Source organism: Paenibacillus sp. Soil724D2 (assembly GCF_001427935.1).
In the GTDB taxonomy this organism is placed as follows: Bacteria; Bacillota; Bacilli; order Paenibacillales; family NBRC-103111; genus Paenibacillus_E.
On record NZ_LMRY01000058.1, the window covers coordinates 1 to 15,030 of the forward strand.

At 45.2% G+C, this 15,030-nt stretch carries 13 protein-coding genes; 9 read left to right on the forward strand and 4 right to left on the reverse strand.

Annotated features, from left to right (window positions below):
• Positions 1-655: 655 nt before the first annotated feature.
• The 6 genes from ASG85_RS32375 to ASG85_RS32400 all read left to right on the forward strand — a co-directional run bounded on the left by ASG85_RS32375 (position 656) and on the right by ASG85_RS32400 (position 7,770).
• Positions 656-1,492 (forward strand): electron transfer flavoprotein subunit beta/FixA family protein, encoded by an 837-nt coding sequence (locus ASG85_RS32375; protein WP_060648969.1) that lies wholly within the window; start codon positions 656-658, stop codon positions 1,490-1,492.
• 61 nt (positions 1,493-1,553) lie between these two features.
• A complete protein-coding gene (locus ASG85_RS32380; protein WP_082562514.1) occupies positions 1,554-2,696 on the forward strand; it encodes an electron transfer flavoprotein subunit alpha/FixB family protein in 1,143 nt (380 codons plus the stop codon).
• Positions 2,693-4,003: an FAD-dependent oxidoreductase gene (locus ASG85_RS32385; protein ID WP_060648970.1), complete on the forward strand. Its 1,311-nt coding sequence runs from the start codon at positions 2,693-2,695 to the stop codon at positions 4,001-4,003. Before ASG85_RS32380 ends, ASG85_RS32385 begins: the two co-directional genes overlap by 4 nt.
• Positions 4,000-4,287 (forward strand): ferredoxin family protein, encoded by a 288-nt coding sequence (locus ASG85_RS32390; RefSeq protein ID WP_036634482.1) that lies wholly within the window; start codon positions 4,000-4,002, stop codon positions 4,285-4,287. Before ASG85_RS32385 ends, ASG85_RS32390 begins: the two co-directional genes overlap by 4 nt.
• A 148-nt stretch (positions 4,288-4,435) precedes the next feature.
• A complete protein-coding gene (locus ASG85_RS32395) occupies positions 4,436-6,631 on the forward strand; it encodes an alpha-galactosidase (RefSeq protein ID WP_060648971.1) in 2,196 nt (731 codons plus the stop codon).
• 623 nt (positions 6,632-7,254) lie between these two features.
• Positions 7,255-7,770 (forward strand): DinB family protein, encoded by a 516-nt coding sequence (locus ASG85_RS32400; RefSeq protein ID WP_057306458.1) that lies wholly within the window; start codon positions 7,255-7,257, stop codon positions 7,768-7,770.
• A gap of 34 nt (positions 7,771-7,804) precedes the next feature.
• Here the strand turns inward: ASG85_RS32400 and ASG85_RS32405 are convergent, their stop codons facing one another.
• Both ASG85_RS32405 and ASG85_RS32410 read right to left on the reverse strand, forming a co-directional pair.
• A complete protein-coding gene (locus ASG85_RS32405; protein WP_029198041.1) occupies positions 7,805-8,032 on the reverse strand; it encodes a hypothetical protein in 228 nt (75 codons plus the stop codon).
• A 201-nt stretch (positions 8,033-8,233) separates the two neighbouring features.
• A complete protein-coding gene (locus ASG85_RS32410) occupies positions 8,234-9,034 on the reverse strand; it encodes an AraC family transcriptional regulator (RefSeq protein WP_057306457.1) in 801 nt (266 codons plus the stop codon).
• Between the two features lie 135 nt (positions 9,035-9,169).
• On the opposite strand from ASG85_RS32410, the gene ASG85_RS32415 reads away from it, so the two are divergent.
• Together ASG85_RS32415 and ASG85_RS32420 are read left to right on the forward strand one after the other, a co-directional pair.
• Positions 9,170-9,946 carry a sugar phosphate isomerase/epimerase family protein gene (locus ASG85_RS32415; protein ID WP_060648972.1) on the forward strand — a complete coding sequence of 259 codons (777 nt, stop codon included), beginning with the start codon at positions 9,170-9,172 and terminating at the stop codon, positions 9,944-9,946.
• Positions 9,947-9,970: 24 nt separating this feature from the next.
• Complete coding sequence (locus tag ASG85_RS32420; protein WP_057306455.1) at positions 9,971-10,990, forward strand: Gfo/Idh/MocA family protein; 1,020 nt, start codon at positions 9,971-9,973, stop codon at positions 10,988-10,990.
• A 118-nt stretch (positions 10,991-11,108) separates the two neighbouring features.
• On the opposite strand, the gene ASG85_RS32425 is transcribed toward ASG85_RS32420, so the two are convergent.
• Entirely contained in the window at positions 11,109-13,220 is a 2,112-nt protein-coding gene (locus ASG85_RS32425; RefSeq protein ID WP_063860455.1) for an LTA synthase family protein, read from the reverse strand.
• 245 nt (positions 13,221-13,465) lie between these two features.
• Between ASG85_RS32425 and ASG85_RS32430 the strand changes: the two genes are divergently transcribed.
• Positions 13,466-14,326, forward strand: coding sequence for a YitT family protein (locus tag ASG85_RS32430; protein ID WP_373462750.1), 861 nt, complete (start codon positions 13,466-13,468; stop codon positions 14,324-14,326).
• Here the strand turns inward: ASG85_RS32430 and ASG85_RS32435 are convergent.
• Positions 14,323-15,021 carry a response regulator transcription factor gene (locus ASG85_RS32435; RefSeq protein ID WP_057306454.1) on the reverse strand — a complete coding sequence of 233 codons (699 nt, stop codon included), beginning with the start codon at positions 15,019-15,021 and terminating at the stop codon, positions 14,323-14,325. The two genes, ASG85_RS32430 and ASG85_RS32435, sit on opposite strands and share 4 nt — an antisense overlap.
• Positions 15,022-15,030: the final 9 nt, after the last annotated feature.

Here is a 15,030-nt window from a genome sequence, read left to right on the forward strand (position 1 = left end):
CGTCGGATAAACCTTAAGGAGCTAATTTCACTATTAAAGCACTATTTTCCCACAAGGCGCCATAATATCTTGGGTAGGTGACTGTTTTTGAATGCGCTATAAGTCCTTATGTAGCAAGGGTTATGAATTACGAAATTGACTCTAAAATGCAACAATTGCCGTCTAAATCCCGCCTCTCTCCCTTTATTGTTGCAGCATGTACAACAATTTGATCCTATACAGGCCATTTCTCAGCAAAAGAAAGGACTCAAATTGTTGTACAAACTGAACTTTAAGTTGCAAATTAGCCATTAGGCGTGTGAATTGTTGTAGAAAATACAACATTGGCAGCCATTATTGGGCTCCTAGCCATTTCGCAATAAATGGGTTTGAAGTGTTGTGCAAACTGCAATATCAACTTGCCAAATAGCTTTTTGGCGTGTGCATTGTTGCAGCGCCGGCTACATCGGAGAGATTACTTTAAACATTGGATTAAAGTAAGTGTCATGTTAAGAAGCTTCTCGCATATATTGTGTTAGGTTATTAACTTTTAAAAAAGAGTGAAAGCGATTTCGGTTCGTCATTTTAAGTGACAAAATTCACAATGCTGACAAGCTTAGATCCTTTTGCTGTCGAATGTGCAAGCAAGTTTTCCAAGAAATAGGAGGATGCAGAGATGCTGCATATTGTCGTTTGTATCAAGCAGGTACCTGACTCTAGAGAAATTCGCATTGACCCCAAAAATAATACGTTAATTCGCCAAGGTGTCCCTAGTATCGTGAATTTCTATGATATGCATGGGCTGGAAGAGGCGCTCCGTATTAAGGATGAACAGGGTGCGAGGATAACAGTAGTAACCATGGGACCTCCGCCTGCAGAGAAAGGTTTAAAGGAATGCATCTCCCTCGGAGCAGACGATGCTGTGTTAGTGACGGATCGTGGCTTCGCGGGAGCGGACACGCTGGCGACTTCGTACGTTGTTGCCCGAACCATCCGTAAAATTGCTGAAACGTGGGGACCGGTAGATATCGTTTTTTGCGGCAAACAAACGTTGGACGGCGACACGGGGCAAGTTGGGCCTGGCGTCGCATGCCGATTGGACTTGGAACAGCTTACTTATGTAAACAAAGTCGCCAGTGTGGATGAAAAGCGGAGAAAAGTTCGTGTGCATCGGCTTTTGGAAGATGGCATTGAAGTTGTTGAGACAAGCATGCCGGTGCTGATCACGGCGCTGAAGGAACTGAATAAGGTGAGACGAGCATCGCTGCCTGGCATGATTCGGGCTGCACGCTATAAGCCGACTGTTTGGACGACAGCTGATTTTCCGGATCTTGAAAAAGCGAAAATCGGGCTAAAAGGCTCACCAACGATCGTAGCCAAAACTTGGGTGCCGGAGGTAAAAGCGGTTAAAACGCATATGATCGCGTTTGATTCGCCAGAAGCAGCGGCTGCTCAATTAGCTGATCAGCTCATGACGAAAGAGATGCAAACTTTGTTGGACTGGTCTTCGTGAAAGTTAAGCATGTGTACGACTTAAACTCTGAATCACCGTTATGGGAATGGAGGAAGACACGATGACAAATGAACAAACACAGGACCAGCCTGAAGCGCCGATGCCCGATTGGTCGGCTTATCGGGGGGTATTGATCGTTGTAGAGCAGCGAGATGGAGCTGCAAAGAAGGTCTCCTGGCAGCTTCTAGGCGAAGGCAAGAAGCTGGCCGCGAAGCTTGACGCGCCGCTCATGGCGCTCGTCATCGGCGAGAATGTGGGCCACCTCGCCGAAGAAGCCGTGCATTACGGCGCGGACAGGGTGTACTTATGCGAAGCACCCGAGCTTCGCACCTACAGAACTCGGCCATATAGCCGAGTTTGCTTGAAGCTGATCGAGGAAGCGAAGCCCGAGATCGTGCTGTTCGGCGCGACAGCGACGGGCCGCGACTTGGCAGGCGCGATAGCGACGCACCTGCCGACGGGGCTGACGGCCGACACGACGCAGCTCGACGTGGAGCCTCCGCCGTCAAGGCTGCTGCTGGCCAGCCGGCCTGCTTTTTCTGAGAAGATGATGGCCACCATCCTCTGTAAGCAATACCGGCCGCAGATGGCGACGGCGCGAGCCGGGGTGTTTCAGGCGCTGCCGAAGGACGCGACGCGCCAAGGCGAAATCATTCGCATCGAGGCGACGATGCGCGAGGAAGAGATTGCCGCGCAGGTGCTCGACTTCCTGCGCGAAACAGGCAAGCTCAATCTCGAGGATGCCGAGATTATCGTGGCAGGGGGCCGTGGGCTGGGCGGGCCCGATGCTTTCGGGCTGCTCGCCGAGCTAGCGGATGCGCTCGGCGGCGTCGTTGGTGCATCGCGTGCCGCGGTCGATGCGGGCTGGATCGGGCATGAGCACCAGGTAGGTCAAACCGGTGCCACGGTCAGGCCGAAGCTATATTTCGCCATCGGCATTTCCGGTGCTGTTCAGCATACCGTAGGTATGAGCCATGCGGATGTAGTCGTGGCGATTAACAAAGACGAGAAAGCGCCAATCTTCCAATTCGCTCATTACGGCATAGTAGGCGATATGTTCAAAATTGTTCCTGCGATTACCAATGAGATAAGGAAGCGTCGAACTTTATTTGGCATCCAACTCCCAAGTACCAAAAGCTCCTTGCCATCCGACGATTCGAAGACAGGGGTTAACGTGGCCCTTGAGAGGAGTGAAGCCAAGTGAACGAGAAATTTGACGCGATTGTTGTTGGCGGTGGTCCCGCGGGTGCAGCAGCTGCTTTGACGATGGCACGTGCAGGATTATCCGTTGTTTTGTTGGAGAGGGGCGAGTTCCCCGGGGCCAAAAACATTTTCGGTGGCGTCCTATACCGTAAGCAAATCGAAGAGCTAGTTCCCGAATTTTGGAAAGAAAAAAACTTTCCCATGGAGCGTTACATTGTGGAGCAGCGCATCTGGATGATGGGCAAAGAATCCATGGTCACCTTCGGGCACCGCAATGAGGCTTACAAGGAGCCTTATAACTGCTTTACTGGGCTGCGGGTTAAATTCGATCAGTGGTTTGCGGACAAAGCCGTTGCTGCTGGGGCCATCCCTATCTACGAAACCGTTGCGCTTGATGTGATACGTGAAGGTAACAAGGTCGTCGGTGTCCGTACCGATCGTGATGACGGCGATTTGTACGCTGATGTTGTTGTCATTGCCGATGGCGTGAACTCCTTGCTCGGGAAGGCGATGGGCATTCACAAAGAGTGGATGCCGGACGAAGTTTCGTTGGCTGTGAAAGAAGTAATCGCACTTCCTAGGGAGAAAATCGAAGATCGATTCGGACTCGAAGGTGACGAAGGCGTTACGATTGAGTTTATGGGTGAGACCTCACTGGGTATGGCAGGCATGGGTTTTCTTTACACGAATAAAGAAACTATTTCACTAGGCGTAGGCGTAATGGTCAATCATTTGCGGGACAAAAAGGTGAAGCCTTATGCGGTCCTCGATGCGGTTAAGCAGCACCCTATGATTCGGAAATTGATTCAAGGGGGAGAAACGAAGGAGTACTCCGGGCACTTGATTCCTGAGGGTGGCTTTCACTCCATCCCGCCGTTATCGGGAGATGGCTGGTGCGTCTGCGGGGATGCCGCGCAGTTAATTAACTTTGTACACCGAGAAGGAACGAATTTAGCCATGACCTCTGGTCGACTGGCCGGCGAGGCGATTGTCGAGGCCAAAGCGCAAAGCGATTTTTCCGCTGCTTCACTCAAAGTCTACGACCAAAAAATTCGCGAATCCTTTGTCCATAAAGATTTACAGAAATACAAAGGCATGCATCAATTCCTCAAGGAGCAGGACCCTGAATTATTGTTCGACAAGCTGCCCAGAGCGCTGAATGAAGCGGCTTACAACATGTTCCTCGTGGATGGGATTACCAAAGCGGATAAACAAAAAATGGCCATGAAGCTCATCAAAAATGCCGCGGGCGGTACGGTAAACCTGATGAAGCTAGGCTACAAGGGATGGAGGGCGATGAACGGATGAGCCAAAGTGACATTTCAGATAAGCTATTTACCATTCGTTATAAATGCGATGATAAGTCGCACCTCGTAATCAAGGATACACAGACCTGTTTAAATTGTGTAACGAAGGATTGCAATTATTTCTGTCCCTCGGACGTTTATGAATGGGAAAAGAAGCTCAAAATTACCACCGTTGCGTTTGAAAATTGTATCGAATGCGGGACCTGCCGAATTGCGTGTCCATCCTACAACATTGATTGGGTCTACCCCAAAGGCGGATATGGCATGACTTATAAATTTGGCTAACAATGAAAAATACGAAGCGGAGCTAGGGCTATTTCGAGCCTTGGCTCCTTTTGTATGCATCCTAAACTACATTCATCCATATGTAGGTGCTAATCCTCCATAGTTTTGTTCGCGAATGGATATGATAATAGGAGGTAGGAGGGATATCATGCGAATTACATTTGAACCAACACAAGGACTATTCCATTTACAAAACAAGCAAATGAGCTATGTTATTCAACTAATCAAATCCGCTTACCCAGCCCATGTTTATTGGGGACGCCCCATCCGATCAGGTCAATTGGCTTCGATCCTACAATTTCAGGAGAGATGTTCGTTTTCACCAAATCCTGTTCCCGAAGATCGCAGCATTTCTTTCGATACATTGCCTCAGGAGTACCCGGCATACGGTACAAGTGATTATCGGGAGCCAGCATATCAAGTTGCTCTTCCTGATGGATCTACCATTTCTGAGCTCGTCTATGACAAGCATCGAATCTACCAAGGAAAACCGGTGCTCGAAGGGCTTCCTGCGACATATGTAGAACAGGATGATGAAGCGGAAACATTGGAGCTTGAGCTCGTTGATTCAGTCATTGGCTTACGCGTCATTCTTACTTATACGATTTTCGAGCATCATGCAGCGATGACTAGATCAGTACGTTTCGTAAATGAGGGATCTGGTGATCTAAAGCTGCTTCGAGCGCTCAGTATGAGCCTTGATTATCAGCATAGCGAGTTTGATCTTCTTCAGCTTTCAGGCAGTTGGGTTAGAGAGCGGCATATCGAAAGAAGACCCTTAGCACCAGGAAAATTAACCGTTGAAAGCCGCCGCGGATCGAGCAGTCATCAGCATAATCCTTTCATTGCACTTCTTTCCAAGGACGCTAATGAAGATCATGGCGATGTGTATGGTTTCAGCCTTGTTTATAGCGGCAATTTCGCTGCCCATGCAGAGGTTGAGCCATATGGTTCAGCACGTGTATCGATGGGGATTAATCCATTTGATTTTAGCTGGTTGCTTGAGCCGGGACAACAATTTCAAACGCCTGAAGCCGTAATGGTTTATTCAAATGGTGGGCTAGGTGACATGTCAAGAACTTATCACAAGCTTTACCGAACTCGGCTTTGCCGCGGTGAATTCCGCGATCGGACAAGACCTGTGCTCGTGAATAACTGGGAAGCAACCTATTTTCAATTTAATGCGGATAAAATCGAAAGCATCGCCAGCGCCGGCAAGGAGCTTGGCATCGAGTTATTCGTTCTTGACGATGGTTGGTTCGGCAAAAGAGACAGCGATAACAGCTCCTTGGGAGACTGGGTCGTTGATAAGGCTAAACTGCCGGGTGGACTGGAGGATCTCGTCTCCAGAGTCAATGGGATGGGACTTGAGTTTGGACTGTGGTTTGAACCAGAAATGGTTTCTCCAGACAGTGACTTATACCGAAAACACCCCGACTGGTGCCTGCATGTACCGAATCGTAGACGTACAGAAGGTCGTCAGCAATTAATATTGGATTTTTCACGTGCAGATGTATGTGAAGCGATCACGAAAATGATCCGTGATATCCTCGGCAGCGCGCCGATTACTTACGTCAAATGGGACATGAACCGTAATATGACCGAAATTGGTTCTGCCGCGCTGCCACCAGAAAGACAAAGAGAAACCGCTCATCGCTACATTCTTGGTCTGTACCAAGTTCTTGAAACTTTGACGACCGAATTCCCGCATATCTTGTTCGAGAGCTGCTCCGGTGGCGGTGGCCGGTTTGACCCAGGTATGCTGTATTATATGCCGCAAACGTGGACAAGCGATAACACGGACGCAATCTCCCGTTTGAAAATTCAGTATGGAACGAGCATCGTTTATCCTGTGAGTACAATGGGGGCGCACGTATCCGCTGTACCTAATCACCAAGTTCACCGTGAGACATCGTTGGAAATGCGCGGCGATGTTGCGATGTCCGGTAACTTTGGTTACGAACTTGACCTAACAAAGTTTACCGACGAGGAAAAAGAAATCGTCAAAAAGCAAATTGCCGATTATAAACATATCCGGCCACTCGTCCAATTCGGCGACATGTACCGCCTACTTAGTCCATTCGAAGGTAACGAAACTGCTTGGATGATCGTTTCTGAAGACAAGACTCAAGCTTTGGTCGCTTACTTCCGAGTACTCGCCGAGCCTAATGCGCCTCTCAAAAGGCTACGGCTCAAAGGTCTCAACCCATCCTTCGATTACCAAATTGCAGGCATGCAAGGTGAGTACCCTGGCGATCATCTACTTTACGCCGGCCTTCCAGTCGCTGGTCTCCATGGAGACTTCCAAAGTAAAATCTGGCTGCTCGAACATAAGCCATTATAGACAGTTCAAAAACGCTGACCTCTTCAATGAGGTCAGTGTTTTTTTTCAGGGATATGATAGATACATATTTGGTCGATGTTGTAGGTATCTATGAACACTATCCCTTTAGCTTAGGTAGCTGGAACTCCGGGTGGGTTCTGACCGCACTATCCCCTGAAATCAATGCTTTTAAGCAGATTTATAGATATAACAGAATGACTTGGTTAAAAAACTACGACTGACCAATCAACATATAGCTGTTGAGTAAGGAAATGGGTGCGAAATCAACTTCAGATTCATCTTTCCCGGCTAAAGGACTGGAGCGACGTTAATCCCCGAAAAAGATTGAATTTGAAAATCTAATGGACTCGACAGCCCTTAATCTACTTCAAATTATGAAAATAAGATAGATTGAAACCGAATAACGGCGCTGAAGTCCGTAAGCTCGGAATCATCGCTCCAAATAGGCGGTTAACGGCATCCAGGTCCGTTAAACACCACAGAAACTATGAAAAGCAAAGGGGGGTAGAGAAATTACGCATTTCACTTTGAAAGCTGAGTCGACTTCATATTTGTTCAGGTTTACGATATGATAAGGATATACATAATTTCTATTCTTTATCACGAAGGGAGATTCATTCGATATGCTGCAACGACCTGGTAGTGAAGAATACTCACCATTTTTTACTGGCTATATTAGTCAAGTTCCTGAAGGCGACTATCTGTCTTTTTTGCACAGCCAAGTAGACGCTGTTATCGCTTTGTTTTCACCGATTAATGATGAGCAAGGACTTTATCGATACGAGCCGGGGAAGTGGAGCTTGAAGGAAGTATTGGGGCACATGACGGATACGGAGCGAATTTTGAGTTATCGGATGCTGCGTATTGCTCGTGGAGATACAACGAATTTACCAGGATTTGATCAGGATTTATTTGTCACCCATACTTCCTTCGACGAATTGTCTATGGAGGATTTGTTAAACGACTTTCAAGCCGTACGGCATGCCACATTTACTCTGCTGAAAACAATTACAGAAGCAGCCTGGTCGCGTAAAGGGATAGCAAATAACAATGAAATCTCTGCACGTGCGCTTGCTTATGTGATAGCCGGTCATGCTCAGCATCATCTTAGCGTCGTGCAACAAAAATACAATTACTAAAAAAACGAGAAGTCCTCAGGACTTCTCGTTTTTTTTAGTAAAGGGATAATGCAAGGGAATCGCGTTCATTAAAGGAATGGAGAATCGCTTCACAACCTACGATCTCAATACTAATGATAGAGTCCAAACATTTCTTAATCGTTGCTCTTCCTTTGGTCACTTTAGCTTCGAGTGCGGACTTCAATAAATTGAATTTCTTTTTATTTTTCTCATCTGAGTAGACTGGCACGGGTTTGTTGTGAATTGTAATAAACATTTTCATCATTTTTCACCATCCTAGGAATTGGATATAAGATTAGCATATATGAATATTATTAAATTAACCTTAAAATAGTTTTACAATTTTGAAACAAAACCAAATATTTCTATGTATTTCTAGTTCTCATAAGAATATACGTATGAGAGAGAAGATTTGTTTCATTCTTAGATCACATTTCTTGAAATATTTGTGAATTCGATGATTTTAATTTTGCTGAGCGTTTTGGCGAAAAAGCTTGGGGGATGTCCCAAATCTATGTTTAAATGCTCGATGAAAGTAGGGGTAGCTGCCAAAACCGCAGCTTAGAGCGATTTGCTCAAGGGACATTGAACTATCATGCATGCGTTCCACGGCACTGGCTAGGCGCACTTCAAGCGCATATTGGATCATGGTTTTGCCGAAGCATTCTTTGAACAAATGAACTGCGCGGGAAACGCTAAGTCCAACATGGTTGGCAACATCATCCACTTTAAAAGTAGCCGTAGCTTGTGCTTCAATGAACCTTTTCATACGAGTTCCGGTAAATGGGCGCCCTTGTAAAGAGACGGTTTCCGTAGCTGCACGCTCTACATATAGGCAAAGTGCTTGCAGCAAATAGCCGCTAAGCTCATGGTTTTCTTCTTCCATTCTTCGCTTCTCAAGAATAAGCTGCCGCCAAAGTGAAATTAAGCGAGCATCTAAGTCGATACGCGTACAAGTTTGTTTGAGGCTGCGTTTCCACCACGCATCGATCCAAGCGCCTTTACAAAATACATAATAGTCGCCACTGGCTATTTTACTGCTTGGTTGATCCCACTCGTGTTCGATACGAAGTTCATAGGGGTCTCCCGGTTGAAAAAGGAGTAAATGACCGGCTTCCACTCGCTGCATATGGCCATCCACTAGAACCTCGGAAGTGCCTTCAGTTTGTAAACGGAAAAGATAAGAATTGAGACCTGATTTGGTACTCACATTAAACGGTTCCATATGAAAAGAATAGCCGCAGGTTAAGACCTCAGTTTCCATTGTATTCACCTTTCATAGCCAAATAAGAGATGTTTTGATTATATCGTGAATGGTCACATAAGGCTATGATCCATTATACTAATTCTATCGTGTTCGATTTATCAAAATATGGATGATGAGAAAAGAGGAGAACGAATGGGACGTTTAGGTATTGGTCTGCAATTGTATACATTAAGAGATGATATGGAGAAAGATCTGGAAGGCACACTTCGTCATGTAGCGAAGTTAGGATATGAAGGCGTAGAATTCGCGGGGTATTACGGTAAGTCTGCTGCTGAACTTAAACAGCTGCTGGATGAGCTGGGTTTGAAGGCATTTGGCAGTCACGTGAGTTTAGAGAGATTTCGTAAAGATCTGCAGGGAGAGCTTGACTACCTAAAAACAATCGGAGCGAAATACGCTATTTGCCCGTATGTTGGTGCTGAAGAACGCGATTCAGCAGATCAATGGAAAGTACTAATTGCTGAATGCCAAGCGATTGCCGTAGAAACGCATAAACAAGGTTTGCAATTCCTTTATCACAATCATGATTTTGAATTTCATTATAAAGTGAATGACGAGTTCGTCTTTGATGCCATGTTTGCCAAAACAGGTGAAGATGCAATTAATGTAGAGATGGACGTTTGTTGGGTTCAATTCGCTGGTCAAGATCCACTTTCCTACATAGCAAAATATGCGGGCCGTTTACCGCTGCTTCATTTCAAAGATTTCACGAAAGATGCAGAAGGTAAATTAGTAACACTAGAACTGGGCTTAGGCGATGTTCCTTTGGAAAAAGTGATTAAAGCAGCTGAGCAAGCAGGCGTGGAATGGCTTGTTGTTGAGCAGGATCACTGCCAGAAGCCACCACTTACAAGTGTTGAGAACAGCTTGAATTGGGTAAAAGAGCATTACACGAATGTTCATAACTAAGAATTAGAAGGAGCTTAATTAAACATGAGTAAAATTAAAGTGGCCGTAGTAGGTTGCGGTTCTATAGCTAAACATAGACATATCCCGGAATATGCTTGGAATTCGAATGTTGAACTCGTTGCTTTCGTAGATCCTGTTCTGGAGAGAGCGGAGCACTTTGCGCAGCTGCATGGCGGCAAAGCATACAGCAGCTATACCGAAATGTTGAAGCAGGAGAAAGTGGACGCTGTTAGTGTTTGTACTCCGAACTTTCTTCATGCTGAAGTATCCATTGCGGCTGCAAATGCAGGCGCTCATGTACTGGTTGAGAAGCCAATGGCTTCAACGGCAGCAGAAGCAGAGGCCATGATTGAAGCGGCAAAGAAAAATGGCGTGTTTTTGATGGTTGGTCACAACCAACGACTAATGCCTCCACATGTCAAAGCCAAAGAAATTTTGAATTCCGGCAAATTGGGTAAAGTGCTGACATTCCGTACATCTTTCGGACATCCAGGTCCGGAAGGATGGAGCGTCGATGGACGTGAAAGCTGGTTCTTCCGTAAAGAAGAAGCAACAATGGGTGCGATGGGCGATCTTGGCGTACACAAGTCGGATTTAATTCGTTGGTTGCTTGCTGACGAGGTTGCACAAGTGGCTGCTTTCGTGGGGACCCTGCATAAAGAAGGTACAGATGTTGATGATAACGCGACTTGTTTGCTTCGCATGAAAAGCGGCGCAACTGGCTCGTTAGTCGCTAGCTGGACTTATTATAAAGGTCAAGACAACTCAACCGTGTTATGGTGCGAGAATGGTGTCATCAAAATTGATACCGATCCGAATGATCAAGTCATCGTTGAGCTTCGTGATGGTACGGTTGAACGTTATAAAGTCGGACAAATCGCAACGAACGAGAAACAAACACATAGCGGTGTAATCGACGAGTTCGTAACGAGCATACTGGAAGGTAAAAAGCCGCGGATTTCCGGTGAAGAGGGGCTTCGTTCCTTGCAAGTCATCCTTGCTGCCTTTGAATCCGAAGCAACAGGGAAGATTATCTCCCTGTAATCTAGGTCATACGAGAAAAGAGAAGCTCATCCATTCGTGGATGGAGCTTTTTTTTCTAATAAAAAATAAACCCCTTTTTCTCAAATTAGAGAAAAGGGGTCTTGGCGTCCAACTAAGCTTAACGACCGCCTATTTCGATAGGCAGGGTGTTTGATTTACCAACGATAGTTTCCTTCGAATCTTTCACATTCACTTGAATGTCCCAGATTCCAGACTTGAGTAAATGGCCTTCGACCTTGGCAGTCAGTGTATGTTCATCTTGCCATGTGGTCGGAACGGCTTTGCCATTTAAAGTAACATAGCCAAGGGCTGGGATATTGCTTCCTCTGACCGTTAACGTTACACTTGAACGTCCAGATAGATCCTGCGTATCAGATTCGACTTTATCAAGCTGGATCGGTCCAAATCCGAGCATATACTTGGAATCTATAATGGGAACTTTATAATCCTTGTATGCATGCCGATCGCCGAAAATGATATCATACTGCAAAGTCTCGTAATCCTTAAGGTCCTGTTCGTTAATATTCATTGCCTCATAATGATCCTTCGGTGGTATGATAGGGATCTTTTTTGAAAGTTGACTTAAATAATCGGTATAATAGCTGCCTTGCTGTTTGGATAATTCAATAAGATAAGGACCTAAGAAAGAAGGACTAATATTTAATGTATCTTTGCGCTCATGGTCAAAATTGTTCCAAACAACGAGCGGAACGCTGTACATCTTTTTCAAGAAATCGGGATCGTCTTTGCCGCTAATATACTTCGTGTCAATGTAAGTGGCATAATCATCACCAAGGGCCGGTAAATGGTCTCCCCAGAAGGCGATAATCGTCGGTTCACCCTTTTTCTCGTAGTACTCAACTAATTCCTTCAGCATGTTATCTGAGGCACTAATGCCTTGAGCAAGCGTTTCAAGCATACCTTGAGAAGAAGGAGACATATTGCCAGTAACATCGATTGTATTTTTTGGGAACTTACCTGGGAAAAAGTGAAAATGGTTTTCCATCGTGTTAGCAAATACGAAATCGGGTCCATCGCTTTGGTCCGTCGCATGAATAATATTGGCAGCAACTTCGCTGTCTGCGATATAAGGACCTGAATAGTTAGGCTTAAAATATTCGATTGGTATATACTTGGAGAAGCCAAAGTATTTATATATTTTATTACTGTTGAAATACCAGTTGTAGAAAGGACTAATCGCCGTTGATGTGTAGCCTTGTCTGGCATAAATACTTGCCAAAGAATCTACTTCATTGGTAAGGAATTGATTGTAGGCGATAGACCCTTGCGGTAGGAAACGCATGGAATTGCCGGTTAAAACCTCGAACTCGACGTTAGCTGTACCCCCGCCATACTGCGGTGAGAGCATCGTACCGCTTGTCCCCGTCTGCTGCAGCTTATGGAAGAAAGGAATCGGATCACGGCTGAATTCCACACCTTTAATGACGGTTGGATCCCAGAATGCCTCACTTAACACGACAATAACGTTTGGTTTTACATGATTGTTTGGATCCCCAGCTTTAATCGGCTTAGGTGTATTACTGACAATTGCTTCAACAGCTTTATCATCATAACCTTCACGTTTATCGGTAAACATCGACTTCGTATTCAGAAACGATGCTAATGCGTAGCCGTTCGTTTGGGTATTCTCAACTTGGTTCCATACGGATGCTTGGATACCGCACCATTTCTGAATCGGAAGGGGGAGATCCGTGTAAACCGCAGACAACATAGCAATCGCGATTACGGCAAGGATTCCACGTTCTTTAAGTGCAACCTTTTTCGAGAATAAGGTCGTGCGGTATAACAAAAAATAACTGGCCGCAAGGAAAAGTAAAAGTATTATCAAAATTTTGAAACTTAGAATATTCGAGATATATTTCACCATATCTGACGCTTCGCCGGCCAAGACGATGTCCCAGGGTGTCAAAGGGACACCTAATATTTTCAACTTAACGCCACTTACGAGAGCCAAGGTTAGAAGAATACCTGAAACGACCCAATAGGCGATTCTAGTTCGGCCAATCATGGCGATGAACAATAATAATATGCTGAAGACGATCCACTCATTAAACAGGAGTTCAATCAGATGCTTGTAACTCCAAGTAATCATTTCTATATAATGCCCGCGGCTCAAAATTTCCATGATCAATACAGGAATTAGGGCAATTAATAATAGCGGCAATCGTTGCCGGGTTAGAAGCAATAAGCGATTAATGTGCTGGTTCATATATGTCTCCCTATGACTTTCAAATTAAGAAATTGTAAATGACAACAGCCATCATTATACCACGGCTGACGGTAATATTCGATGGTATTATATCTAACATTTTTTATAATAAAGTATCAAAGGAAAGGCTGAATTTGCAGGAAAAAGGTGGTTTTGTCGAGAAATGTATGTATAGAAGATAGAGAAACGGAGGGGATTGTATGGTGGAGGAACAACTTCAATATGTGAAAAAAGCAACAATGCAAATGCAGCATCGTAGAATGACCAAGAAGGCTTTACTTCGACGCAGCGTGTTTTTATTCTTAGGTGCTGTGCTTATGTCAATTGGATTAGAGATTTTCTTAGTTCCTAACAAAATTATTGACGGGGGCATTACAGGAATATCCATCATTTTATCTTATCTAACCAATATTCAAGTCGGGATATTTTTGACCTTATTAAATCTTCCATTCCTGTTTATCGGATATAAATTAATAGGTAAAACGTTTGCATTATCAACGCTTTTCTCAATTCTGGTCATGTCCACAGGCACGTATCTGCTACACCCTGTGAAAGAGCTAACCAATGACCCTTTGCTTGCAGCCGTATTCGGCGGCATTATTCTCGGTATTGGGGTAGGAATGGTTATTCGTTTCGGGGGATCACTCGATGGTACCGAAATTGTTGCGATTCTCGTGTCCAAAAAGATACCGTTCTCCGTAGGTGAGATTGTGATGTTTTTCAACCTATTCATTTTAGGCAGCGCAGGGTTTGTCTACAGTTGGGATCGTGCGATGTATTCCCTAATCGCTTATTTTATTGCTTATAAAATGATTGATGTAACCATTGAAGGGTTTGATGAGTCGAAGTCTGTGTGGATCATCAGTGATAGCTTCAGACAAATAGGTGAAGCTATTCTGGACCGCTTAGGACGCGGTGTCACATATCTCGAAGGGGAAGGCGGCTTCACGGGAGATAACAAGAAGGTCATCTTCTGTGTAATTACGCGGCTGGAGGAAGCGAAGTTGAAATCCATCGTGGATGAGCTCGATCCTGCAGCGTTTCTCGCAGTTGGCAATATCCACGATGTCAAAGGCGGTCGATTCAAGAAGCGGGACATCCATTAGTCCCCTTTGCCGTCTCCGTTAGTTTTATTTCCTCGTTCAAACAAACCCAAGTCTCTGATTTTCTGTGCGGCATCTTTGCTGCTCGGACTACCTAGTTTCTTTAAAATATGCCCCACATGAATTTTGACAGTTCGTAAGGATATGAAAAAGCGGTTAGCAATTTCTGTTTGCGTATGTCCTTGATCAATCATCTCCAGCACCTGAAGCTCTGTAGGTGTGATTAGATCGCTGACTTCTTTGACCTTGAATTGGTGCTCTAACCGTTTGAGCCTGCGGAATTCCTCTCTCATCTGTTCAGCTACTGCCGCGTTAATGGAAGACTGACGTGCATGTACGCCTCTAATAATGGAAGGAAGCTCTTCGAATCGGGATTTGATCTGGTAGTCAATAGCGCCGGCTTGAAAGGAACGGAAGATGAAATCTTTCTCCTCCATCGAGGTAAGCATAATGACTTTAGCTCCCCAAGATAAGAGCGCTTGTTCAGCAAGTCCAATGCCCGCGGGCTCATCTTGCAGCATGATATCCATAAGGACAACATCAGCTTCTGGTTCCGCATTAGCAAATAGTTCTCTTGCTTCTTCTACGGTTGATACAGTGCTTAGGACACTCAAATCTGGCTGACGATTTAAATAGGCTTTAAGGCCGCGAAGCCAGTCAAGGTCATCCTCAACAATCAAAATACGAATTGGTTCCAAGTTGTTAGC

Bases quoted from the DNA above. Each gene is read 5' to 3' on its own strand.
- ASG85_RS32375 (WP_060648969.1), top strand. From the start codon at position 656: ATGCTGCATATTGTCGTTTGTATCAAGCAGGTACCTGACTCTAGAGAA.
- ASG85_RS32380 (WP_082562514.1), top strand. From the start codon at position 1,554: ATGACAAATGAACAAACACAGGACCAGCCTGAAGCGCCGATGCCCGAT.
- ASG85_RS32390 (WP_036634482.1), top strand. From the start codon at position 4,000: ATGAGCCAAAGTGACATTTCAGATAAGCTATTTACCATTCGTTATAAA.
- ASG85_RS32395 (WP_060648971.1), top strand. From the start codon at position 4,436: ATGCGAATTACATTTGAACCAACACAAGGACTATTCCATTTACAAAAC.
- ASG85_RS32400 (WP_057306458.1), top strand. From the start codon at position 7,255: ATGCTGCAACGACCTGGTAGTGAAGAATACTCACCATTTTTTACTGGC.
- ASG85_RS32405 (WP_029198041.1), bottom strand. From the start codon at position 8,032: ATGAAAATGTTTATTACAATTCACAACAAACCCGTGCCAGTCTACTCA.
- ASG85_RS32410 (WP_057306457.1), bottom strand. From the start codon at position 9,034: ATGGAAACTGAGGTCTTAACCTGCGGCTATTCTTTTCATATGGAACCG.
- ASG85_RS32415 (WP_060648972.1), top strand. From the start codon at position 9,170: ATGGGACGTTTAGGTATTGGTCTGCAATTGTATACATTAAGAGATGAT.
- ASG85_RS32420 (WP_057306455.1), top strand. From the start codon at position 9,971: ATGAGTAAAATTAAAGTGGCCGTAGTAGGTTGCGGTTCTATAGCTAAA.
- ASG85_RS32425 (WP_063860455.1), bottom strand. From the start codon at position 13,220: ATGAACCAGCACATTAATCGCTTATTGCTTCTAACCCGGCAACGATTG.
- ASG85_RS32430 (WP_373462750.1), top strand. From the start codon at position 13,466: ATGCAGCATCGTAGAATGACCAAGAAGGCTTTACTTCGACGCAGCGTG.